The sequence below is a fragment of the Bacillus sp. 37MA genome (genome assembly GCF_000372765.1).
Lineage (GTDB): Bacteria > Bacillota > Bacilli > Bacillales > Domibacillaceae > Domibacillus > Domibacillus aminovorans.
Genome location: NZ_KB889754.1, coordinates 32,946 through 55,805 on the forward strand (window position 1 = coordinate 32,946; position 22,860 = coordinate 55,805).

Below are 22,860 nucleotides of genomic sequence, written 5' to 3' on the forward strand. Positions count from 1 at the left end.
GGAAGTGTGGCGACACATGGAGCTGACGAATACTAATCGATCGAGGACTTAACCAATAAAAGCGCAGGCGCTCTCGAGCGTCTGACGCTGGAAGACAAGAATCAACCATATGGCGTGGTTTGGCGGTTACTTATACGAATAATATCTAGTTTTGAAGGAATAATTTCTTTCCATTTTATACAGTCTGGTGGCATTAGCGAAGAGGTCACACCCGTTCCCATCCCGAACACGGCAGTTAAGCTCTTCAGCGCCGATGGTAGTTGGGGGTTTCCCCCTGTGAGAGCAGGACGCCGCCAGGCAACGAGAAGAACAGCGAGAGCTGTTCTTTTTTGTTTGTCCATTAAAATGGTTATTTGTTTTATGCAAAAAGAACAGAATTTTATCCTCCTGTCATAGCAATAGCCCCGTCTACGCTGAATGCTTTGTTCTCCACCCAATATCATTATAAAAGAAAGCGCTTTCAAATTCGAAGGTTATTGTACACCAAATTCGACATATAGTCTTACATATAGTCTTATGAAAATAATTCTACTCGCTAAATTTTTCAGTTTGTGAACTACCTATCACTTATCATTTATCGGTTGCTTGAAGTGTGAGATTCTAAAATAGTAGATGCTATGGTGCGATAGTATCAAAACCGAAAATCAAAGAAAGCGCTCATGAAGAGTTTGATCTGACTCCGTCCTCCCTTGACAGGTGGATTCAGATTCAAAAGGAGCACGTTGACATAAATAAACCGATTCTCTTTTTTATTTTTGAGAATCGGTTGGTGGGTCACTTTGATAATGTTGGTTAGTTAAAATCATTTATATCCGTCCTACCCTTTTATTCATTTTTGTAAGATTCGTGTTTTCTAAAGCCCTTTTTATTTTTTGTCAACGATTGTGCCGTTTTCCCATGCTTTCGTCAATTCTTTACCGTATATTTTCATAGCTTCTGTGATCGTTGTCATAACTTTAGTCATTTGGATAATCTCCTTTCGATTTGTTGACCTGTTTTGTTATTTCCTAGAGATAAACTTTTACTTTTTCTTTTTATCAGTGTCAGCGATTGAGCCATTTTCCCACGCTTTTGTTATTTCTTTGCCGTACAATTTCATAGCGTCTTTAACAGTTGTAATAACTTTAGTCATGTAGGTAATCCCCTTCCTATTTGGTATGTCTTCATTATCGTCTCTTTAGGATTTTTTTACAAAGTCAATGAAAACGTAAACATAGCCCATGAAAACGATAACATGGGTAATGAAAACGAAATCATCTCTATTTTTCTCAGTTTTTCATTATTTATCTCTTTATTTCTTTGTTTTTCATATTTTTAATTTTTTACCTAATTAATTTCAAGCTGTTGTGATTGATTTCTATGGGGAGAAAGATGAAGAAAAGTAATATGTAAAAAAGGATGAGTGGGCAAACAAGGTGCTACAACCTTAGAGCAAAGGGAATCGTACAGAACAGTCCCTTTTATTTATAAGCTTATGGACAATCCTACAATCAAATCTAGCATTTTTTCATATTTTAATAAGAGTAAGACAGTAAAAATGAAAGGGGGAATATTACTTGGGACACCATGACAGAAAAGATAAATGTAAAAAGAAGAACGATCATCATCGAAAAGATAAATGCAAAAAGAAGAACGATCATCATCGAAAAGATAAATGCAAAAAGAAGAACGATCATCATCGAAAAGATAAATGCAAAAAGAAGAACGATCATCATCGAAAAGATAAATGTAAAAAGAAGAACAATCATCATCGAAAAGATAAATGTAAAAAAAGATAAGGGTAAAATACCTTTAAAAGAACCTATCGAGCTATTTTCATAGTTGTATTCAAAGCTCGATATTCTATAATAACGGACACTAAAGGTACAGCCGCGACAATAATGAGTTTACCAGCGTAGATTGAACCAAGTGTTTTAATTACTCCTCCAAATAAAAATTACAGCACCGTTTTTAAACACCTCCTCAGAGGGGGTGTTTTTTATGTTTAATTTGGTTTATGAAATAAATGGCATTATGTTGCACTCTCCCCCTTAGATTTGAGGGGGAGAGCTGTTCTTAACATACATTGGATTAATTATAAATAGTATGTATCGTAACCTTTAATAAAAAGGAGGGGCTTGTTTATGAGTTCAAAATCAGATCACAACAAAGATAAAAGGAAGAGTGATTGTAAACATAGGCAGGAGCAAGAAATGCAAGAACAGACACATGTGCATGAATTTGTAGCCAGCACTAAGTTAGCTGAAGAAGGGGACGATAGACATAATCATCGTTTTGCGGGGGTTACAGGTGAAGTGATCCCTAAGGGGGGTAGTCATGTACATGTACTATTCACTAATACCGATTTTTTGGATCATCATCATGAGGTCGGAATAGAAACAGGTCCTGCTATTCCTGTGGGCAATGGCAAACATGTACATTTTGTCAAAGGTAGAACTACACGAGATGATGGGCATGTCCATAAGCTTGAATTCGCTACATTAATCCAAAAACCTCTTGTGTAAATTGTAAATAAATGAAATGATTGGGTAAGATAAATAATGTTCTATCCCTAACATATTTAAATGAATCAATGAAGGTCCAATGAAACATAAAGTAAATTATGTTGTATTGAAAACTCCCCGGATTTTAAAGATCCGGGGAGTTTTTTTATTGTTCATACTTTGACTTATGTTAATTCTTCTTGAATGTAGCCACAGGAGTTTTTTATAACGTTTCTTATAGAACTAACGGGGCTGCACAAGCGTGTGGAATTGAAGGCGCGATTGGCATCCATACGATGCGCAAAACCTTTGGCTATCACTTTTATCAGCAAACAAAGGACGTGGCCATGTTGCAGCAGATCTTCGGCCATTCAGCGCTGTGACCCTTCGCTATATTGGCATTAATGATGACATGACGGACCAGGTATTAGAAACCTTTTCTTTGTAAGAGGGGTACGGCCACATGCCCATCAAGCTAACAATTTTCGGTGTCACCAAAACGAAAAAACGCCATCCTTTTCCAACGATAAGATAAAGGATGGTGTTCTTTTATGAATCTTTCGATTCGAAAAGAGCTTGTTCTCTTTTCACAAGAGCTGCAGCTTACCGAAACCGTCAGCCTGTTTTTCGATGAAGCAAAGGATATCTATCGTTTATGGGGCAAAACTCAACTAGCTTATCGTAAAAGCTCTCTAGAAGTATCTCTGGAAGAACTCCTCCCCATTGTTGTTCAGTCGTTTAAAAAAACGATCTTTGCTCAGAAGCATAACCGGATCAAAAGCTCTTTTGATGGCTATTTCTTTGGCACGCTTCGCAATCAGTTTAGATTGTTGCAGGAACAGAAAGACCAGCCTTATTTACATAAAACGGTCGGCCAAAAACAGGATACTGTTTTTATGGCGCGTAAAGAATCTATTCGTACAGAACAACTTCCGGAATGGTTTTTGAAGCAAAAGCAAGGTAAGGAACAACTAGAATTGGACACGGATCATGATGAAATGTTTCTCGCAGAAAAAGAAAAACTGGAAGCGATTCTTCATGAAAGGCAGCATGACATACGCTAACACGTTCATTTTTTTAAAAAAAGATGCCGGTTATTAGCTGTCTCTTTTTTTAAATGCTGTGAAATCGTCCTATACTTCATCGTTTTTTTCGTGGACTGTATCTGTCGAAAACAAAAAAGAGTGTCCCTTTTTAGCTTTGTTGAAGCTTGTCGACTGTCTATGTTGGTCGGCAGTAATGGAACAAGGCTATTAAAACATAATCAATATTTAAACACCATACAGCTATAAAAATCAGCAAGATACATTTAAAAACGTGTGCAAAGCTGAGAAAAAATAGGGGGACGCAGTGGGGACATGGGAAGGGCATGATGGGGACGTAGTCGGGACATGCCTCGAAAAAAGGGGGACATGGTGGGGACATTTTCGCAACTTTCGTGATATCACGGTTTTGTCAGGCTTTGCCTGACCTATCACCCATTTGATAGCAAAAACCCCTTATGCTCATATCATTATCATTATTGGGTTATCCAATTTGAAAGAGGACTGATGAAATGGATATTATGATTCGAAATCTTGATCCGGTTGCAATTAAAAAAATGGATGAGGTGGCTAAGAAGCAAGGTATTTCAAGACAAGAATTTTTAAAAAATCAAATAGAAACGATGGCTTTCTATCGTGAAGAAACAAATCGAGAAGTGCATTTACAGAACATCATTGAAAAAAATACGTTGCTGATGGCACTATTCAATGAGTCTATTGAACGCATGAATTTATTTTTAGAGTCGATGATTGAAGAGTAAAGGTTCACCATTTTTTGATTCTTAGTTGTTCATGTTTTGCATCACCCCTCATGATTTTTTCTTCGTTCGGAATGATAAGAAGTTTTCTTTGAGGATCTTTACTAAGAATAAAAATGTAAGTTGTTTTATTTTCTCCACTTCAATTTAAATGATTTGCTGAAGAAAAAAACAAAAAAATGAAGTGCCGGAAATAGTTTATTGATCAAACCGTTTTATTTTTGAAACGGTTTGATCAATAATTCTTAAATGGTCAAATGCAAATCCCATTCACTTTTTTTGAAACAATGTTTTGCTGATGATCATTTTTAATTGTGCATCAATAAATAAAAACAGACCGTTTCAAAAATGAAACGGTTGGATCTTCTTTTGAATAAAAGTTATTTTCTGATTTTAAAATTTAAAATTCGTATCCGATTTTCCTTTTTTGTTTGCTCGTGTTTGAATTATTTTTTGATTACTTATGTTTAGGCCTTATCGACCTTTAGATTGGATGGCCTGGTTTAAAGAGTTAGCATGAGCATAAGGGGTTTTTGCCCCCACCGATGGTGTGAGGTCAGGCAAAGCCTGACAAAACAATGGGTACAAGAAAACCTCTCAAGTGTTGACTCACGGTTGATTCAAACTGAGGTACTGTTGACATGGTGTAGACCTGTAAATTTTTCCATGATGACACAGCGTTGACCTTTGTTTTTCTATTGCAGCTCATTTTTTCTTCATATTTAATTTCAAAAAATAAAAATATGTTGATTCTTCTTGAATGCAGCCAGGGGAGTTTTTTATAACGTCTCTTATAGAAATAACGGGGCAGGTTAGTTCTATAAGAGAATAAGGTATCGAATCTAAAAAAGAACCTTTAATTAAAGGTCCTTTAACCAGTGTGAGAACAAACAGTAATAGGAACCAAGCTGATAAACGCAATGTATCTTATTTCAGGTTAATATAACTAGGGCGAGTATATTTATATTTAGGGCGAGATTTTCGTGGGTCCACATATCCGCCGTTTATTTGGTGTCCAATAGAGCTTACGATTACTGTTGCTGCAAAGAGAAGTATTAGCTTCTTCAATTTAACAATCTTCTTTCTATTTTTTATTTTTAAAGACTACACCCGGATATTTCTTACTTCAATAGACTTTTTAAAGATGTCGAGAAATTGTCAATAAGTATATCTGAAAACTAGGTCTATCCCTTTTTAAATGTAATTACAATACCAATACAACATAATGAATAGGAATTGGATTGCTTTTATGGCAGCAAAACAGGGACAAAACAGTGTGGAGCCGATTCGCGATCCGGAACAGATCCGGGCAATGAAAAAATATCTGTTGCATCAGTCGTACCGGAATTACTTTTGTTTACGTTTGGCATCAATTCGGGCCTACGGATCAACGATATCGTGTCACTCCGGGTCATAGACGTGAGGAATATGGAACATCTTCGAATCAAAGAAAGAAAAACGGGAAAAATCCGAAAAATTTGCATGACAGGCGCTTTAAAATAAGAAATCAAGAAATATACACACCAGATGGCCGATTCCGGCCTTCTTTTTCCTTCTAGAAAGGTAAAAGGTCCAATCGGTCGTGAAACGGTGTAGCGGATCATTAAAGGGGCTGCACGGGCGTGAGGGATTGAAGGCACGATTGGCACCCATACGATGCGCAAGACCTTTGGCTATCACTTTTATCAGCAGACAAAGGATGTGGCCATGATGCAGCAGATCTTTGGCCATACGGGCCCCTCGGCTACCCTTCGGTATATTTGCATTAATGATGACATGGTGGATCAGGTATTAGAAACCTTTTCTTTATAAGAAGTGCCCCTACCCCCGATTGAAAGAAAAGGATATAGGATTGAGAATACAGGCAGGATCAATCTTCTTGGCATCGAACTGTCTATGGCAGGAGGTGTTCCCATGAAAATCGGTGAAATACTTGAACTCACTCAAACAACGATGTCACTGGCAGAGATAGCACGGGACCAATTAACAATAGGCAAGTTACCCGCCACAAAAGCATTGAAAGTGGCAGGATGCTATTCGATTAATGGTAAAAAAGGATGGTATTATGAAGGAGACAAACGGGTTTTAGAGCAAAGTATTTATGATTTTGTAGCACCTAGCAAGCAAAAAGCTAGCTCTGTAAATCATATTACTAGCAATAATAATAGTGAAGAAACAGCTACTAGCAAGCAAATAGCGAGCAATAACAAAGTGAAAAGCGAGTACGATTCTATTGATAAGCTCTTAATACAGAATGAACGTGATAGCAAGCAGCGAGTATACAGGGGCTTTTATTGGAACACAGACATTATTGATTTTTTAGATAATGTGAAACACGGCAATAAATCGGATCTTATGAACGAAATTGTTCGTTCGGTATTGAAGGATAAAGGGCTGATATAATCGTACCCTGAAAATGAATACAGAAGGGAAGAGATGAAATGCCGCATAAGATTACCTTAACAGGCAAGCCAGTGAGTCCATTACGAGAGAAAGGGGCTTACTATACCTTCGACATGGAGGAAAGTGGATCCCCAGGACCTCCAAAGGGACTCCCGAGTAGCTCCACCATTACCTATACCGTATTTATTAATCAGAAACAGTTAAAGAAAGCCGGATTAACCGAAGATAACATCCAAACACAAAAAATTATGGTGCAAGGGGAGCCAACATTGGACGTACCAGTAGATGATTGCCCAGGTGAAATTGGGGTTACTTGCTTTCAAGTGTCCATCCTTCCTGAAAAACAAAAACAGAAAGATCCTGTTAAAGTGGAGTCGGTACCTGTGAAAGAAGAAGTAAAGGTGGAAGAGAAGCCGAAAGGACCAGAAGGAACAGAGGATTTCATTTCGCTGGAACAGATTCGTATACCTGAAGAATTTTTACATTCACGACCGAATGCTGAAAAAACGCAGCAAGTTATAGACTATGTCAAAAGGACAGGCCATTTAGATGAGCCGATCATGATTAATCGGGAGACAAAGATCCTCACAGACGGTTACAGACGCTATGTCGTGGCTAAAAAAGTGAAAATGGATGTTGTCCCTGTGGCGTATGAGAAAATAAGCGTAGAGAGCATATAGAAAAGTATGTAAATCCCGATTTATCTAGGAAACAAGGAGATAAAATCGGGATTTGTTTTTAAAAACAATGCATCCGTTAGCCATTTATACAGTACAAAAATCAGTACTGATTCTATGGTTGGGAAAGGAAGCGAGGTCAATTAAGGTACCTTAGAGGACCTAGCTTCTTTTTTACTCATTTCATCCTTTCTATATTCCTTGAATGATCCATTTTTTTTGTATTTTAGCACTGTATCCTTACCCATGACGTACAAAGAACGGGCAAAAAAAACGCCACTTTTGCTGTTGCGGATGGCTACGAGAACGCGTTCTTCCTCTTTTTCATCGTAAAAGAGCTTAATATACTCAATAGATCCTTGGCGTGGATGTAGGGAAATGTAATCGGGTGAAGAGATTATCTCTGTTAAATGATCTCCGTATTTCTCAAAATCTTCTGGGTGATCCTCCCTCATATTTATAAGGTTGGTTTCCCCTGAAAAAATGGGAGTGTTCGGTTGTATAGGCAAATTTAACGTATCGATTACAATTTCATTAATTGAACCAATTTTTTCTCGTCGTCTCATTCTTCGGTTCCCTCCTTTATCATCTTTTAAGAATGTCTTACTTCGAATTGGATGGATTGAAGGTGAAGTGATTCTAGTTACATTTGAGTCATTAAAACTACATGGACTTTTAAATACGGCAGGCATATTAAATGTTTGGATCTCCTAAAAGTATATAGACGTTCGATCAATACGTCTTGTAACAATTGGCCAATCAAAGAGAGTTCTGCGTAAGGAAGAGCAGCATGGGATTCATTCGATTGAGCAGAAACGTCATACACTGAATGCTTGTCAGAATTTTGCCGCATGGACAAAAGAAACGTATGGCATTAAGCAGCTGTTTCATTTAACGGAACAGCACTATAAAGCCTATCTGGATCATTTGAAAATGAAGGGAACCGGGGCGGGGCATCGTCGAAATGTGGAAACGGCTTTGAGGCACTTGCAAAAAGGGTTAAACGCTCGTTCTGAGCGTTTTGGGAAAGGAAAGGTTATCTTTACACCGGAAAAGCGTCTTACCGCATACAAGGAGTTAAAACGGGCGGAGAATCGCTCTTATTCGGATGAGGAGTATAAAACGATTCGAAATAACGTGCCGGATGCTGTGCGACAAGCTGTAGGATTAATGCGGGAATTGGGGCTTCGGGTAAAGGAAGCAGCAAACGTGCGTGTTGAGCATTTTGTACGGAACCAAGATGGCTGGCGGTTAAGCATCGAGAATGGGAGTGGCATCACAAAGGGTGGCCGATTCCGTGAAACGCCTGTGCCAAAAGCATTTGAACCAGAAATGGAGCGAATGCTTCATGGAAAAGACCCTGAACAGAAGGTTTTGCCGATAAAAGCAGATACGATCCGAAGGGCCGTAAATTTGGCCTGTAAAAAAGCAGACATTGCTCAGGATAGACGAGGCTGTCACGGGTTTCGTCATGCATACGCACGGGAGCGCGTAGAAACGTTGATGAAAGACCAGGGATTAAATGAAAGAGGAGATAGAATGCTGCACCGGATTCTAACGAATCGGACAGAGAGAAAACAAGCAGATTACGGGATGGTGAGTAAGGAGGACAAGAAGTTGTTTAAAAAAGTGCGAGAAGTGGTGAATACTGTGCACTCGGAGATCGGTCATGGCAAGGATCGGTGGGACTTAGCAGAGGTCTATATGAAAAGTTAAGAGTATGGACTATATTTGGGGTGGCGTCAGGAAAATTCGGATTTACAACGTTAAGAACTTTCAATTATAAAAATCCGGACTTATCTATGGAATTAAAGAGATAAGTCCAGATTTGTTTTTTACTAAAGCATTTCGTTAGTTCAAGAACTATTACATTAAAGAAATGGACTAATAATTCCATATACCCTACAATAACGCATAAAAGTCCTCCGACAAAAAACAAATCCCACTTAAAGTCATCTAATTATTCTGATTAAAGTCTCCTGTATACTCATTGTTTTAAGGAATATTATTTGAATTTAACATTATGTGCAAAATTCAAATAATATTCCTTAAAATTTATTATGCAGCAATTATCTTTAAGCGTTGAGGTTACTTACTGTATACATCCATTAGGCTACTCAAAAAAATAATAGAGGCGAGAGAAAGTTTATACAAACAACATAATCTAAACTAATATTTATATTTTTATAAGCAAACTAAGGTTTATTTGATGATAGTAACAGGTATACATAATAACAATGATATATTTTAAAGAGCTTTAAACGTTAATAAGTATAGTGATCGTTTAAAAATAAACCCATGAAAATTAAGCTGGAACAATGTATTCGTATCGTCATCTATAAAATTGAGGCTAATCGGTATTACTTCAGTTTTTGAGTTAGCAGCAAGTCAATCATCTTTTTAGATATTCACACTGTATCGCTGCTAGGTTGAAACATGAAGAAACATCGATCAGCCATATTATAAATTTTAGATTCTTTGACAACAAAATCGAAGAAATTCTAAAGATCGTAAAGTCGTTTTATGAATAATTAAGAACAGATAAAATCAGGTGTTAAGACTACATGATTCTCTGAATAATCAACCATGCGCAGCACGGCGTGATTTCTCTCTTAACACATTCTTAATGAAAAGATTTATGATTGCTGATAAAGACTTCCTATGAACTGAGTTGGAGCTAAATGAACAAACTTTTTAAATCCTTTAATAAAATGTGCTTGATCATAATACCCGTTTTCATAAACAATATCCGCTAGACTATGATGATTTTTTTCAAAAATCATGGCCAAAGAATTTTGAAATCTAACAATTTCACTAAATTGCTTTGGCGAAAAGCCGATAGACTCTTCAAATTTTTTACGTATATAACGATCTGAGTATCCGGTATCTACTGTTAAATCATTAATATTGATGTTTCCATTAGCTAAGTAAATTTGGTTAATACAATAACCTACAATATTTTGAGAATGAGGTTGAGGTGTTATCCCTTTAATAAATAATTCAAAGAGATGTATTCTATCAGCAAAGCTATTGCCTTTTAATATCTTTTCCATAAAGAAAGAATCTACAGAAATAATATCATCTAAAGGTATTTTTTTGCCTAGAAGATCCCTCATTGAACAATTTATTTTGAGAAGCCCTTGCTCAGGCTGGAATCTAACGCCAAAATATTCACAGCCTTTTTGAAAACTCAACTGCTGTTCTCTCCGCTCCATTGGACTGGTCCAGAGAAAAATAGATGGATTTTTTGGACAACAACAAAACAGCAAGTCAAAACAACCATCAGGTATAAGGGCAAATGGATTTATTGATTCCTTTTGCGTTTTAAACTGATAATATAAGGCAATATCTTTACCTATAAGACGGTTTAATGGTCGCTGCTCGATGTATTCCTCCATTTTATACTGAACTTCGGGTTGAGAAGGAAAATAAGTAAGGGCTTTCATGTTGTTTCACTCCTCTGATTCATACATATTCAATACAGTGTATACTAACTAATGCCTCAAAGCTTTTTAGTTAAATTACAAATCTATAGACACGCAGCCATGTCCACGTGAAACACATGTCAAAATGACATCCGATTCTTTCTTTTCTTCATCCGTAAGGAATACATCTCTGTGATCAACGTCACCTTCGGACACATTCACTTGACAGCTGCCACATCCGCCAACTTTACAAGAATATGGTGCATCAATACCATTTTCCAACAAAACATCTAATAAAGTTTCTCCTTCAGGAACTTGAAGGACTTTGTTGCTTTGATTCAATTTCACTTCAAAAGCATACAACGGACCAAAATCTGGCGGCGTGAAAAGTTCAAAATGAATACTGCTTTCAGGATATCCGTATGATTTTGCAGCTTCTGAAAACTCTCTTACCATTCCTTCAGTACCACAAAAATAAACGTGGGTTCCAATCGGTTGGTTCTTCATCACTTCTGTTGTCATTCTTCGATCTGTTCTCGAGAAATAGAAGTTGGTTTCGTCTGGATAAGTAGACGACAAGAATGAATGAAACGCACACAATTCTTTTGATGGAGCGGCATAGTGTAGTTCAAATGTTTTTCCCTGTTTTTTCAAACTAGACGCCATAGCAAGAAACGGCGTAATTCCAATACCTGCTGCAATAAAGACATGATGCTTAGCTCTAAAGCTAAGTGGAAAATGGTTTTTTGGATAACTAATCTCTAGTTGATCCCCTTCTTTTATATTATCATGCCAATATACAGATCCACCTTTTGAGTGTGTGTTTCGGCCGACAGCAATTTGATAGTATTCATCTTGATCTATATCATTTGTTAATGAGTAATGCCGTTCAAGTAGTTCTTTTTCACTCTGAACCCTCGTCGTAATATGAGACCCTCCGCTAAAATGCGGCAACTTAGATCCATCTGCTGCCTTTAACTGAAAACTTTTAACTGATGGGGATTCAACGTTGATTTTATCTACAATGACATCAATTATAGCAGTATTCAATTTTGTCAACTCTCCTTTCTAAACTTAGTCAACATGAATATAACCTAAGTATGCATCTAATGTTTTTGAATAGTGTTCAGAAACGTCAAGAAGGGTATTACAATGTTCACACGTTAGGTTATTACTTTTTGTTTTCTTACTGAATTTGTAGCATTTCACGCAGTATACTTTATCTTCTTTTTCACCGATTTGTTTAGTTTGAATCTCTTCGTCTGTAAAACCTGCTGCATAGGCAATTTTTTTAACATCCTGAACCATTGACCACGTTCCAGAAATAAACAGCTTTGTACCCATTAATTGTTTATCCAAGATGGATTGTATGTCTTCATCTGTAAAAGATGAGATACTTACGATGTGATCTCCATGCTTATGTTGAAGATAATCCATCACAGGATCTTTTTCTTTCGCTTTCACAAAAACATTGAATTCTATATTTTTTAATGCAAGAAAATCAATATCAGCTAAACTATCAAAAAGGGCCGATTGATCAATTAGAATCAGCATTTTTTGACAATCATGGTGAAGTTCAAAGTATGGGTCTTCCTCAACGGCCAACTTGAATTCTTGGCCTCGAAGCTGTTCCACTAATTCTGCTCTTTTTTGTTCGGGATACGCCGATGTATTAATTAAAAGGCGATATGTTCCTTCCTTTTTACCTGTTTCAACTAAATAAACAGGAAGCTCGAACGTAGTGTCGTTGCATGTAATCTGGTTCGCAATACCAATCATTTGAGTATTAGAACCTGCCAGCAATTCTACTTCTGCTACATACCCTTGATCAAATGCTCTCTCTTCTTGTATGACTCTGCCTTGGACTGTATTCAATATCCTCATCCCTTTGATTAATTTGAAGAAGTCTCTTCTATCGTGCTTTCCAAATATGCTATTAATTTATCTTTGTAGGAAAGGAAGCCTTTGTATTCGCCTATATCATCTGCCACAGTAATAAATACATTGTTTAATTGTTTCGCCCACTTCGGATTTTTAACCAATTCATCTAGTCTAATTAAATGTGTATGGATACTGAATAAAATCCCATTGCTGCGCGGAAGTCGAAAGAGTTTTTGATCTTCTACCCTGAAATAAACCAATTCTCCTGCATTTTCACTTGTTACATCATCTTTTTTTACTCCCCATTCATCAAATGCTTCAGGAGATGTATCAAGTGTTGGCTCAACAGTCACTGTCCAGTTAAATCGAGTCCATGGCTTTCCAGGCTCCATTCTCATAATAAAATTACGAATTTTCTCAGCTAAACCGGTTGTCGTAAAACGTGATGGGACTGGAAAATGGATAGACATAAAATCCATCTCGAAATCGAAATTAAGCGACCAATTGGCTGGAAAACATAATTGTCCAGCGTCTAAGAAAAGATCTCCATCTCTTTGTGCAAGATAAATCAAATCTGCTTGAACATGGCGGCCTATAAAGTCTAACGGCTCATACGGTAAAGTTGAATTATCTCCGAAAGTAAAAGATTGTTCTTCTCCAAGTATGTGATTCTGGAATGTCCACTCATTTCCGTTTTTAACAACACTGAAATAGTCAGGAAAAATGGATGCCATCTCATTCATAGTCATCTCTAAAATTTCCCATTGCGCTTCAAAAGAATGAGAAACAGATCGATACGTTTGCTCTTTTCTGCTGTCTAGAAGCTCCCTTTTCAGTTTAATTTCTTCAACATATTCAGGAGTAATATCTAGCATAATCGGTGGCTCAAGTGGTATGGAGTTATTAGAAAAATCATGAAAATCTGACTTAAATGGCCACGGAAAACGGTCTAATATAGGCTGATCTAGAACTTTCACGACTTTTACAGGGGTAGGAGTAGCTTTATCCATTCTTTTTTCCTCCTTCATAAAATATAAGTGTTTTTTAGAAAACGATAGACATTCTACAAGGAATAGATCCTTATAGAATGTCTTATCATTACATTATCAGTATATTTTTTGTAATTACAGTAGATAGTACTTTTCAAAACGTCAGCTTTAATGAAGCTGATTATTGCATAAATGCTGGAAGAGCAGCAGCATGTTTCGTGTAGATTGCTTCTCCATCACTTTCGCCATCAAATACAACTGGGAAGTCTGGTGAGAAGAGGATAACGTCTCCTGCTTCTGCTACGTAGCGGTTGCCTTCTTTGTCACGGATAACAAATTTTCCTTTTGTAACGACTTTGTATTCTACTACATCGTATAAGAAATCAAATGATTCCCCTGGTGACATTGAGAAGAAGCCGATTGTAAGTGGATTTGATGCTGTATTTACTGGTACATCAACGATTTTGCTGTTTACTCCTGGTTGGTTGATGATAGTACCTACATCTAGTTTTGGAAACAATTTGTCTAAATCTGCTGCTTTAAAGATTTGGATTCCTGGTGTTTGGCTCAATTGGTTTTTGTTTGTTTCTGTTGATTGGCTCATGTTTATTTTACACTCCTATAAGTTTAGTGTTTTATTTATTTTGTTTGTCTTACATGTAAAAGTGTTTTTTAAAATTTAAGCTGTAACTGCGTCTTTAATGAGTCGTTGCATTTCTGCCGCAACTGCTTGTTTGTCGTCTGCGCCTGTGATGCCGCCGCCTACGATAACAAGATCCGGTTGTGCTGCAATAACACCCGGAAGCGTTTCCAATTTAATACCGCCTGCTACTGCTGTTTTCGCATTTTTCACGACACTTTTGATTGTGTTAAGTTGTTCAAATGGTGTTTCACCTGCAGCTTGAAGATCATAACCTGTATGTACACAGATGTAATCTACGCCAAGTGCGTCTACTTCTTGTGCGCGTTTTGCAAGATCTTTAATGTTGATCATGTCGATCAAGATTTCAGAACCGTGTTTTTTCGCTTCTTCTACAGCACCTTTGATTGTTGCATCATCAGTTGCGCCAAGAATCGTTACGATACCTGCGCCTGCTTGAGAGGCTACCATTACTTCATAACCGCCTGCATCCATTACTTTCAAGTCTGCAAGAACAGTCAAGTTAGGGAATGCTTCTTTCATTTCTTTTACTGCACGAAGGCCTTCGTTAATAATAACCGGTGTGCCGATTTCAACGACATCAACGAATTGTTCTACTTCTTTAACTACTGCGATACCTTCTGGAATGTTGACAAGATCAAGTGCTAATTGTAATTTCATGGATATGTCACTCCTTCTAATTTGTTTGTTAGTTTTTGATTGATATTGGTACAAGATTCATTATAAGTGCTAATCTTCAGAAAACAAAGTACGCACTTTTATAGCATATAGTGATAAAAAATATACTTTTGGATTTGAAATTAGAAAAGTAGGGAGGAGGTTTTGTGTGAAAGGGATGAAGTATTTTAAAAATACAAAAACGTATTCACATACTTATAGAGGAATAGAATTGATAAAAAAAACCGTGTGTACGAGTCGCCATTAGTGATTCCACACACGGTTATGAGGCATGTTTAATTCGGTTAATAAAACCTTTGTTAGCTTTTTTATTAAAAATAGCAACATATTTACTTTTAACAAAGTCAATAATCCCCTCTAAAGTTAATATGGTATGTGATTTTTATTTATCTGGTTTTTACCGTATTGGCCGTCTCCATATAATCTTTCCCCCAGCTATACATAGCCTCCAAAATAGGCATTAAACTTTTACCCTGATCCGTAAGCGAGTATTCAACTTTAGGCGGGACTACAGCATACACCTCACGATGCACGATAAAATTGTCTTCTAACTCGCGCAATTGACTGACAAGCATCCTGGGAGAGATACCTGGCATAAGAGATCTTAATTCATTAAAACGTTTTTTTTCTTCTTTGCCCAAGTGCCATAAAATCAGCATCTTCCATTTTCCCCCTATAACAGAAAGGGTTAATTCTTTTTCGCAGTTATAAGACTTACCACAAAGCTCTATCACTATTATCACTTCCATTTCCAAAGATAATTAATTACTTATATAACCATTTTAACCATTTTTTTAATAGGTGGATGCTTCTAGAAGGGTATTATACATTCTAAATTGAGAAGCTGTACAGGTGGAAATTGATAGATGTAGGACAAATGGTTAATTAAACATGACTGTGTAACAGTGATGCAAATCAAGTAAAGTCTGACTATTTTAGAAGGAAGGAAATGAAGTTTATAGGATAACTATTTTTAAAAATCAAATAAACTATTCGGATAAAATACAATGATCTTGCAGTAGGATACTGTATTATCACTCCCCGGTGGTGCACATCGGTTCTTTAATTATGTTTACAATTCTGTACCCGTCTCATACCACGCTAATCAATATTTTGAACAGCGTATCAATCAAGGTTATTTTTCCTTACACTGTAATTTAAGAAAAAGCCAAGGCTTTTAGGAAAAAGACACTTGGCGAATTTGTTAACATGACTAGCATGTAACAAAGAAAAAAAGTATACAATTAGAATAGGTCAGTGGACCCGTCATATGAATTTGCTGATCCAGATCCACCGCCAATAAACATGTAGGAAGGTTAAATTGTAGCTGATTTCACGCTGTTTCTAATGGCTTGAATAGCTTCAGCACGATCTTTTTGATTATAAATCGCGGAACCAGCGACAAGAACATTGGCCCCTGCTTCGACACAAAGTTTGGCTGTTTCGGGATTTACTCCACCGTCTATTTCAATTTCAACATCTAAGTTTTTCTCTGCTACAAGATCAGCAACTTCTCTGATTTTAGGTAGAACAGAGTGAATAAACGATTGCCCACCAAATCCTGGATTCACTGTCATAAGCAATACCATGTCAATATCTTCTATCACATGTTGAATGGTAGAAACAGGTGTATGTGGATTTAATACAACCCCAGCCTTTGTACCTGTTGATTTGATCAATTGAATCGTTCTGTGTAGATGAGGGCAAGCTTCTACGTGTACAGTGATAATATCGGCACCTGCTTTTGCAAATGCATCAATGTATCGATCAGGATTTTCGATCATTAAATGTACATCTAACGGTAAATCAGTAATGGGTCTAATCGCATCGACAATTAGTGGACCAATGGTAATATTTGGGACGAAATGTCCATCCATAACATCGACATGGATGTAATCAGCTCCGCCGAGTTCAACATCTTTTATGTCTTCTCCAAGCTTCGCAAAGTCAGCTGAAAGAATAGAAGGTGCAATTTTAATCATAAATGAAATCCTCCAATTTTCTTAAAAGTAAAAACATTGACTATCTTGTAAAGGCTTGCATAAAAAGCATTTACTTTAGTTATTGTGGCTTGTTTCCTCGCTGAATAGCGATGTGTTAAAATTGTACTCTAGATAGAGTACAATTATTTTACTGTGCTATACGTTTCGTATCAACTAAAAATAACTAAACCTACTAAAATTCCATTTTTACTAGATTGTAATTACATATTAGTTTTCTTTGAATCAACTCTTTTTTAGCTATCGAATTAGGAGCGTTAAAAATATTAAAAAAATTCAGAGTACTTATCCCGGTTGAACTTATGCTTACATAAATAATCAAATAAATAAACCTTATTTTCCCGAATAGTGGGATCTTTCTTTAATTCATAAAAATTAATTAAACGGAAAATCTATGTACTAAAAACACTAAACGATTGGATTTTTGAATTTTTTTTAAAAAAAATTCAAAACAGGCAGAATTCGACTTAAACCTTTAAATAAGTACTATTTCAGCTATTATTAAGTACGAATTTTCGGAAAATTGGATCAAAAGTATACTTCTTGACACTATATGTTGACAAAGTGCGTACTTACAGATGTGTAAACGACAAGATATACTATGTATGTACAGGTGGAAACTCGAGATACTATGACAGATGGAAACTCGATTTGAAAACATTGTAACTGATCGTAAGTAACACTTAAACAGGAGGTGACCTAGATGAATGATTTGAAAAAAGATATCGTTTCTGAACAAGGTATTCAAACACTAGCTATGGACTTTCTCACTGTAGCACAGAAAGCAGCTATTGCTTCTTATCCTTGGATCGGCAAAGGAAACAAGATTGAAGCAGATGGTGCTGGAACTGAAGCTATGCGCAATCAAATGAACCTTATAAACATGAGTGGCCGGATTGTTATTGGTGAAGGTGAAATGGATGAAGCGCCTATGCTTTACATTGGTGAAGAGCTTGGAACGAAGAAAGGTCCCGAAGTAGACATTGCGGTTGATCCAGTTGAAGGGACAACGATGATGTCTAAAGGACAAAATGATTCATTAACAGTCATTGCCGTTTCCACTAAAGGAAGTTTATTACATGCGCCGGATATGTATATGCATAAGATCGCGGTCGGGCCAAAAGCAAAAGGCTCTATAAACATAGACGCGTCTTTGACAGAAAACATGATATCGGTTGCTAAAGCTTTAGGTAAAGACATAAAAGATTTAACGGTAATGATACAAGATAGACCACGGCATGATCATTTGATTAAACAGGTATTTGACGCGGGAGCTCAAGTTAAGCTGTTTCCTGATAATGATGTGAATGGTGCAATCGCTACCGCAATTGATGAGATCGATGGTGATATATTGGTCGGTATGGGCGGCGCTCCAGAAGGGGTTATTGCTGCGACTGCACTGAAGTGTATGGGCGGAGATTTCCAAGGTAAACTGGCTCCTCAAGAACCAGAAGAAGTTGAACGCTGTATTAAAATGGGGATAACTGATCCTGAAAAAGCCTTAACATTAGATGACATTGTGAAATCTGAAGATTGCTTTTTTGTCGGAACAGGAATTACCGATGGCTTGTTATTAAAAGGTATTCAAAAAACAAATACTAATTTAACAAAGTCACATTCATTTGTAACAGTCAGTGGGAACCCGGAACTATACCAATTTGTTGAAGCGTACCATTCATAAAAGAAATACCATATAAAAAAGAAATACCATATAAAAAGGAGAGAATCATATGCCATTAGTATCAATGAAAGAAATGTTAATTAAAGGAAAAGAAGAAGGATATGCTGTAGGACAGTTTAATATTAATAACCTTGAGTTTACTCAAGCGATTTTACAAGCTGCACAAGAAGAAAACTCACCGGTTATTCTTGGAGTATCCGAAGGTGCTGCTAAGTACATGGGCGGTTTTAAATTAATCGTGACAATGGTAAAAGAATTGATGGAAGAATATAATGTAACAGTTCCTGTAGCTATTCATCTTGACCACGGCTCTAGCCTTGAAAAATGTGTACAAGCTATCCATGCTGGATTTACATCTGTCATGATCGATGGTTCTCATCATCCACTTGAAGAAAATATCGAACTTACTAAACGTGTTGTACAAATTGCACATGCTGTTGGTGTATCTGTTGAAGCAGAACTTGGTCGTATCGGCGGACAAGAAGATGATCTTACTGTAGATGCAGCAGATGCATTTTATGCGATCCCTTCAGAGTGTGATCAATTGGTTCGTGAAACAGGCGTAGACTGTTTTGCACCTGCATTAGGTTCTGTACATGGCCCGTATAAAGGTGAACCTAACCTTGGATTTGATCGTATGAAAGAAGTAATGGAACTAACAGGTGTACCTCTCGTACTTCATGGTGGAACAGGTATCCCAACAAAAGACATTAAAAAAGCCATTTCGCTTGGATCAGCGAAAATTAACGTAAATACAGAAAGCCAAATTTCTTCTACTCAAGCTGTTCGTGACGTGTTGAATAACGATGGTGAAGTATACGATCCACGTAAATTCCTCGGCCCAGCTCGCGATGCGATTAAAGAAACAGTTCGTGGAAAAATGCGTGAATTTGGTTCTGCAGGTAAAGCTTAATTAATAATAGTAATCTATGAAGAGATAGGGGAAAAAAGATGATTGAACAAAAAGTAAATGTAGAACAACTTTCTATTAATACGATTAGAACCCTTTCAATCGATGCAATTGAAAAAGCGAATTCCGGTCACCCGGGTATGCCAATGGGTGCTGCTCCAATGGCTCACACTCTATGGACACAGTTTATGAACTATAATCCTAGTAATCCGAATTGGTTTAACCGTGACCGTTTTACGTTATCTGCAGGTCATGGTTCAATGCTGCTATACAGCTTGCTGCATTTGACAGGCCATGATTTATCATTGGAAGAGTTAAAACAATTCCGTCAATGGGGTAGTAAAACACCAGGACATCCTGAATTCGGACATACGGCGGGTGTCGATGCTACAACTGGACCACTTGGTCAAGGTATCTCAATGGCTGTTGGGATGGCAATGGCTGAAAGACATTTAGCCACTACGTATAATGTTGATGATTTAAATGTCATTGATCATTACACATACAGCATTTGTGGTGACGGTGATCTAATGGAGGGAGTATCTGCAGAAGCAGCTTCATTAGCAGGTCACCTTCAGCTCGGACGTTTAATTGTACTATATGATTCAAATGATATTTCACTTGATGGCAAACTTAATAAGTCATTTAGTGAAAGCGTTGAGGATCGTTTTAAAGCATACGGTTGGCAAGTACTCCGTGTTGAGGACGGAAATGATACTAAAGCAGTTGCAGAAGCTTTAAGTGCAGCAAAAGCGAATGAAAACCAGCCAACTTTAATTGAGGTTAGAACAGTAATCGGTTATGGATCACCAAACAAAGGTGGTAAGTCTGATTCGCATGGTTCACCTCTAGGTAAAGACGAAATAAAACTTGTAAAAGAACAGTACGGATGGAATTATGAAGAAGACTTCTATATTCCAGAAGAGGTAAAATCATATTTTGCTGAACTTAAAGAAGCATCTGAGAAAAAAGAACAAGAGTGGAACGAATTGTTCGCTCGATACGAAAAACTTCATCCGGATGCTGCAAAAGAATTAAAGATCGCAATAAGTGGAGATCTTCCTGAAAACTGGGATGCCAATGTTCCAAATTACCGTGTAGGAGAAGACACGCTTGCTACTCGTACTTCCAGCGGTGATGTATTAAATGGTCTTGCTCAAAATATTCCTCAGTTATTTGGGGGATCAGCTGATTTATCTTCTTCAAATAAAACATACCTTAAAGGTGAATCTGATTTCAGCGCTGAAAACTATGGCGGTCGTAATATCTGGTTTGGTGTTCGTGAATTTGGAATGGGTGCTGCACTCAATGGTATGGCTCTTCACGGAGGAGTAAAAGTATTTGGAGCTACATTCTTTGTATTCTCTGATTATTTACGTCCAGCTATTCGTCTTTCAGCTTTAATGAAGGTACCGGTAACGTATGTATTTACACATGATAGTATTGCTGTAGGTGAGGATGGTCCTACGCATGAGCCAATCGAGCATTTAGCTTCTTTACGAGCAATGCCTGGACTTTCTACTATCCGTCCTGCTGAAGCAAATGAAACGGCTGCGGCTTGGAAACTTGCTCTAGAAAGTAAAGACGAACCAACAGTTCTTGTTCTTACACGCCAAGATTTACCTACACTTGTTGATGCTGAAACAGCATATGCAGGCGTTAGTAAGGGTGGATATGTCATCTCAGAAGCAAAAGGCGATGTTGAAGGCTTGTTATTAGCCGCTGGTTCTGAAGTTACTTTAGCTGTTAAAGCACAAGAAGCGTTGGCAGAAGAAGGAATTCACGTTTCTGTTGTTAGTTTGCCAAGTTGGGATCGTTTTGAAAAACAAACAGCTGAGTATAAAGAAACGGTTATTCCTAAAAATGTAACAGCACGACTTGCTATCGAAATGGGTGCATCATTAGGCTGGAATAAGTATGCTGGTAACGACGGAGACGTCTTAGCTATTGATGAATTCGGCGCTTCGGCACCTTATGACAAGATCATTGAAGCATATGGCTTTACAGTTGAAAATGTGGTTGAACGTTTTAAAAAATTACGTTAAAATTCGTTGCATTATGAGCGATTTGATTTAAGTACGAAAGGGCCAAACGATACTAACGTTTACGGCTTAGAATTCAAATTCAAATAGCTTAATAAATAAGCTGGTATGGATTTTGGGCAGACTTCACCAATAGGTGAGCCTGCCCTTTTTTAAACAAAATATTAAGTTATGTTTAAACATTTACTTATGTTAAATCCATTAGGGGCAAGCGCATAAGATTTATATAGTATGGAGGAAACTAGCGATGAAAAAAATTGCTGTATTAACGAGTGGCGGAGATGCACCAGGAATGAATACTGCTATTCGAGCAGTCGTTAGAAGAGGTATTTTTAAGGGTTTAGATGTGTATGGGGTGCAAAACGGTTATAAAGGTCTAATTGCTGGGGATTTTATTCCAATGGACTTTAAAAGTGTGGGAGATATCCTCCATCGAGGAGGTACTATTTTACAAAGTACACGATGTGATGAGTTCAGGACAGAAGAAGGCCAGAAAAAAGGCATAGAACAATTGGAGAATGCAGGGATATCTGGTTTGGTTGTCATCGGTGGAGACGGTTCTTTTCAAGGGGCAACTAAATTAAATGCTCAAGGTGTTGCTGCCATTGGGATACCAGGCACTATTGATAATGACATCTCTGGAACGGATTATACAATTGGATTCGACACCGCTGTTAATACGGCTCTGGATGCCATTGATAAAATTCGTGACACTGCGTCCTCTCATGAACGTACGTATGTAATTGAGGTTATGGGAAGAGATGCAGGAGACATTGCTTTGTGGGCAGGTATGTGTGCCGGAGCAGAGTCTATTATTATTCCAGAAGCGATAGATGACATAGAGGATGTAATTGATCGTGTTCAAAAGGGAGCTAAGCGCGGCAAAAAGCACAGTATTATTGTTGTTGCTGAAGGTGTCGGAAAAGGTGACGAAATTGGAAAAGTCATTGAAGAGAGAACAGGATTTGAAACAAAAGTTACGATCCTAGGGCATTTTCAACGAGGCGGTTCGCCTAGCGCTTACGACCGGATGATGAGTACTCAAATGGGAGCAAAAGCTGTGGATCTGCTTGTTGATGGAATAGCAGGCGTGATGGTAGGATTAAGAAATGGACAATTGGTACATACTCCATTTGAGGAAGCTTTACAGTATAAGCGTAAGCTTGATATGGCTACCTATGATCTAGCAAGAAGCCTTTCTATATAATTTAAAGACCGTTCGGCCAACT

22 protein-coding genes, 1 rRNA gene and 1 pseudogene are annotated in these 22,860 nt (G+C 37.4%); 14 read left to right on the forward strand and 10 right to left on the reverse strand.

Going from position 1 to position 22,860, the window contains the following annotated elements:
- The first annotated feature begins 183 nt into the window (after positions 1-183).
- From rrf to A3M5_RS0121365, 6 genes and pseudogenes are all read left to right on the forward strand, one after another.
- Positions 184-299, forward strand: a 5S ribosomal RNA gene (gene rrf / locus A3M5_RS0121330).
- Between the two features lie 1,267 nt (positions 300-1,566).
- Positions 1,567-1,821 (forward strand): hypothetical protein, encoded by a 255-nt coding sequence (locus A3M5_RS0121345; protein WP_018395788.1) that lies wholly within the window; start codon positions 1,567-1,569, stop codon positions 1,819-1,821.
- Positions 1,822-2,192: 371 nt separating this feature from the next.
- Positions 2,193-2,504, forward strand: a complete 312-nt coding sequence (locus tag A3M5_RS0121350) for a YmaF family protein (protein WP_051080892.1) — start codon at positions 2,193-2,195, stop codon at positions 2,502-2,504.
- Between the two features lie 230 nt (positions 2,505-2,734).
- Positions 2,735-2,931 (forward strand): annotated as a pseudogene (locus A3M5_RS26310) (site-specific integrase); the annotation flags it as partial.
- Positions 2,932-3,034: 103 nt separating this feature from the next.
- Complete coding sequence (locus tag A3M5_RS0121355) at positions 3,035-3,547, forward strand: hypothetical protein (RefSeq protein WP_018395790.1); 513 nt, start codon at positions 3,035-3,037, stop codon at positions 3,545-3,547.
- Between the two features lie 491 nt (positions 3,548-4,038).
- Positions 4,039-4,287, forward strand: coding sequence for a hypothetical protein (locus A3M5_RS0121365; protein ID WP_018395792.1), 249 nt, complete (start codon positions 4,039-4,041; stop codon positions 4,285-4,287).
- Between the two features lie 1,491 nt (positions 4,288-5,778).
- Here the strand turns inward: A3M5_RS0121365 and A3M5_RS25880 are convergent.
- A complete protein-coding gene (locus A3M5_RS25880; RefSeq protein WP_196803600.1) occupies positions 5,779-6,015 on the reverse strand; it encodes a hypothetical protein in 237 nt (78 codons plus the stop codon).
- On the opposite strand from A3M5_RS25880, the gene A3M5_RS26740 reads away from it, so the two are divergent.
- The 3 genes from A3M5_RS26740 (at position 5,941) to A3M5_RS0121380 (ending at position 7,367) form a co-directional block, all read left to right on the forward strand.
- A complete protein-coding gene (locus tag A3M5_RS26740) occupies positions 5,941-6,096 on the forward strand; it encodes a site-specific integrase (protein WP_353643401.1) in 156 nt (51 codons plus the stop codon). The genes A3M5_RS25880 and A3M5_RS26740 overlap by 75 nt on opposite strands.
- Before the next feature lie 102 nt (positions 6,097-6,198).
- Positions 6,199-6,687 carry a hypothetical protein gene (locus A3M5_RS0121375; RefSeq protein WP_018395793.1) on the forward strand — a complete coding sequence of 163 codons (489 nt, stop codon included), beginning with the start codon at positions 6,199-6,201 and terminating at the stop codon, positions 6,685-6,687.
- A gap of 38 nt (positions 6,688-6,725) precedes the next feature.
- The gene (locus tag A3M5_RS0121380) at positions 6,726-7,367 is read left to right on the forward strand and encodes a ParB N-terminal domain-containing protein (RefSeq protein WP_018395794.1); all 642 of its coding nucleotides are present in this window, start codon (positions 6,726-6,728) and stop codon (positions 7,365-7,367) included.
- Between the two features lie 140 nt (positions 7,368-7,507).
- Here A3M5_RS0121380 and A3M5_RS25885 read toward each other — a convergent pair whose 3' ends face one another.
- A complete protein-coding gene (locus A3M5_RS25885; protein ID WP_018395795.1) occupies positions 7,508-7,930 on the reverse strand; it encodes a PBECR3 domain-containing polyvalent protein in 423 nt (140 codons plus the stop codon).
- Between the two features lie 367 nt (positions 7,931-8,297).
- On the opposite strand from A3M5_RS25885, the gene A3M5_RS0121390 reads away from it, so the two are divergent.
- A complete protein-coding gene (locus A3M5_RS0121390; protein WP_018395796.1) occupies positions 8,298-9,080 on the forward strand; it encodes a tyrosine-type recombinase/integrase in 783 nt (260 codons plus the stop codon).
- A 920-nt stretch (positions 9,081-10,000) separates the two neighbouring features.
- Here the strand turns inward: A3M5_RS0121390 and A3M5_RS0121395 are convergent.
- The 8 genes from A3M5_RS0121395 to rpe all read right to left on the reverse strand — a co-directional run bounded on the left by A3M5_RS0121395 (position 10,001) and on the right by rpe (position 16,980).
- The gene (locus tag A3M5_RS0121395) at positions 10,001-10,810 is read right to left on the reverse strand and encodes a helix-turn-helix domain-containing protein (RefSeq protein ID WP_018395797.1); all 810 of its coding nucleotides are present in this window, start codon (positions 10,808-10,810) and stop codon (positions 10,001-10,003) included.
- Between the two features lie 75 nt (positions 10,811-10,885).
- Positions 10,886-11,839 carry a PDR/VanB family oxidoreductase gene (locus A3M5_RS0121400; protein ID WP_018395798.1) on the reverse strand — a complete coding sequence of 318 codons (954 nt, stop codon included), beginning with the start codon at positions 11,837-11,839 and terminating at the stop codon, positions 10,886-10,888.
- 24 nt (positions 11,840-11,863) lie between these two features.
- Entirely contained in the window at positions 11,864-12,664 is an 801-nt protein-coding gene (locus A3M5_RS0121405) for a dimethylamine monooxygenase subunit DmmA family protein (RefSeq protein ID WP_018395799.1), read from the reverse strand.
- A 17-nt stretch (positions 12,665-12,681) separates the two neighbouring features.
- Complete coding sequence (locus A3M5_RS0121410) at positions 12,682-13,680, reverse strand: heme-dependent oxidative N-demethylase family protein (protein WP_018395800.1); 999 nt, start codon at positions 13,678-13,680, stop codon at positions 12,682-12,684.
- Between the two features lie 160 nt (positions 13,681-13,840).
- Positions 13,841-14,263: a cupin domain-containing protein gene (locus A3M5_RS0121415; RefSeq protein WP_018395801.1), complete on the reverse strand. Its 423-nt coding sequence runs from the start codon at positions 14,261-14,263 to the stop codon at positions 13,841-13,843.
- Positions 14,264-14,338: 75 nt separating this feature from the next.
- Positions 14,339-14,980 (reverse strand): 3-hexulose-6-phosphate synthase, encoded by a 642-nt coding sequence (hxlA, locus tag A3M5_RS0121420; RefSeq protein WP_018395802.1) that lies wholly within the window; start codon positions 14,978-14,980, stop codon positions 14,339-14,341.
- A 404-nt stretch (positions 14,981-15,384) separates the two neighbouring features.
- Positions 15,385-15,747 (reverse strand): winged helix-turn-helix transcriptional regulator, encoded by a 363-nt coding sequence (locus A3M5_RS0121425; protein WP_026221864.1) that lies wholly within the window; start codon positions 15,745-15,747, stop codon positions 15,385-15,387.
- Between the two features lie 567 nt (positions 15,748-16,314).
- Positions 16,315-16,980 (reverse strand): ribulose-phosphate 3-epimerase, encoded by a 666-nt coding sequence (rpe, locus tag A3M5_RS0121430; protein WP_018395804.1) that lies wholly within the window; start codon positions 16,978-16,980, stop codon positions 16,315-16,317.
- Positions 16,981-17,701: 721 nt separating this feature from the next.
- On the opposite strand from rpe, the gene glpX reads away from it, so the two are divergent.
- From glpX to pfkA, 4 genes are all read left to right on the forward strand, one after another.
- On the forward strand, positions 17,702-18,679 hold the full coding sequence (gene glpX / locus A3M5_RS0121435; RefSeq protein ID WP_018395805.1) for a class II fructose-bisphosphatase: 978 nt from the start codon (positions 17,702-17,704) through the stop codon (positions 18,677-18,679).
- A 49-nt stretch (positions 18,680-18,728) separates the two neighbouring features.
- Complete coding sequence (gene fba / locus A3M5_RS0121440) at positions 18,729-19,592, forward strand: class II fructose-1,6-bisphosphate aldolase (RefSeq protein ID WP_018395806.1); 864 nt, start codon at positions 18,729-18,731, stop codon at positions 19,590-19,592.
- A gap of 38 nt (positions 19,593-19,630) precedes the next feature.
- Positions 19,631-21,634, forward strand: coding sequence for a transketolase (tkt, locus tag A3M5_RS0121445; protein ID WP_018395807.1), 2,004 nt, complete (start codon positions 19,631-19,633; stop codon positions 21,632-21,634).
- Between the two features lie 244 nt (positions 21,635-21,878).
- On the forward strand, positions 21,879-22,838 hold the full coding sequence (gene pfkA / locus A3M5_RS0121450; RefSeq protein WP_018395808.1) for a 6-phosphofructokinase: 960 nt from the start codon (positions 21,879-21,881) through the stop codon (positions 22,836-22,838).
- Positions 22,839-22,860: the final 22 nt, after the last annotated feature.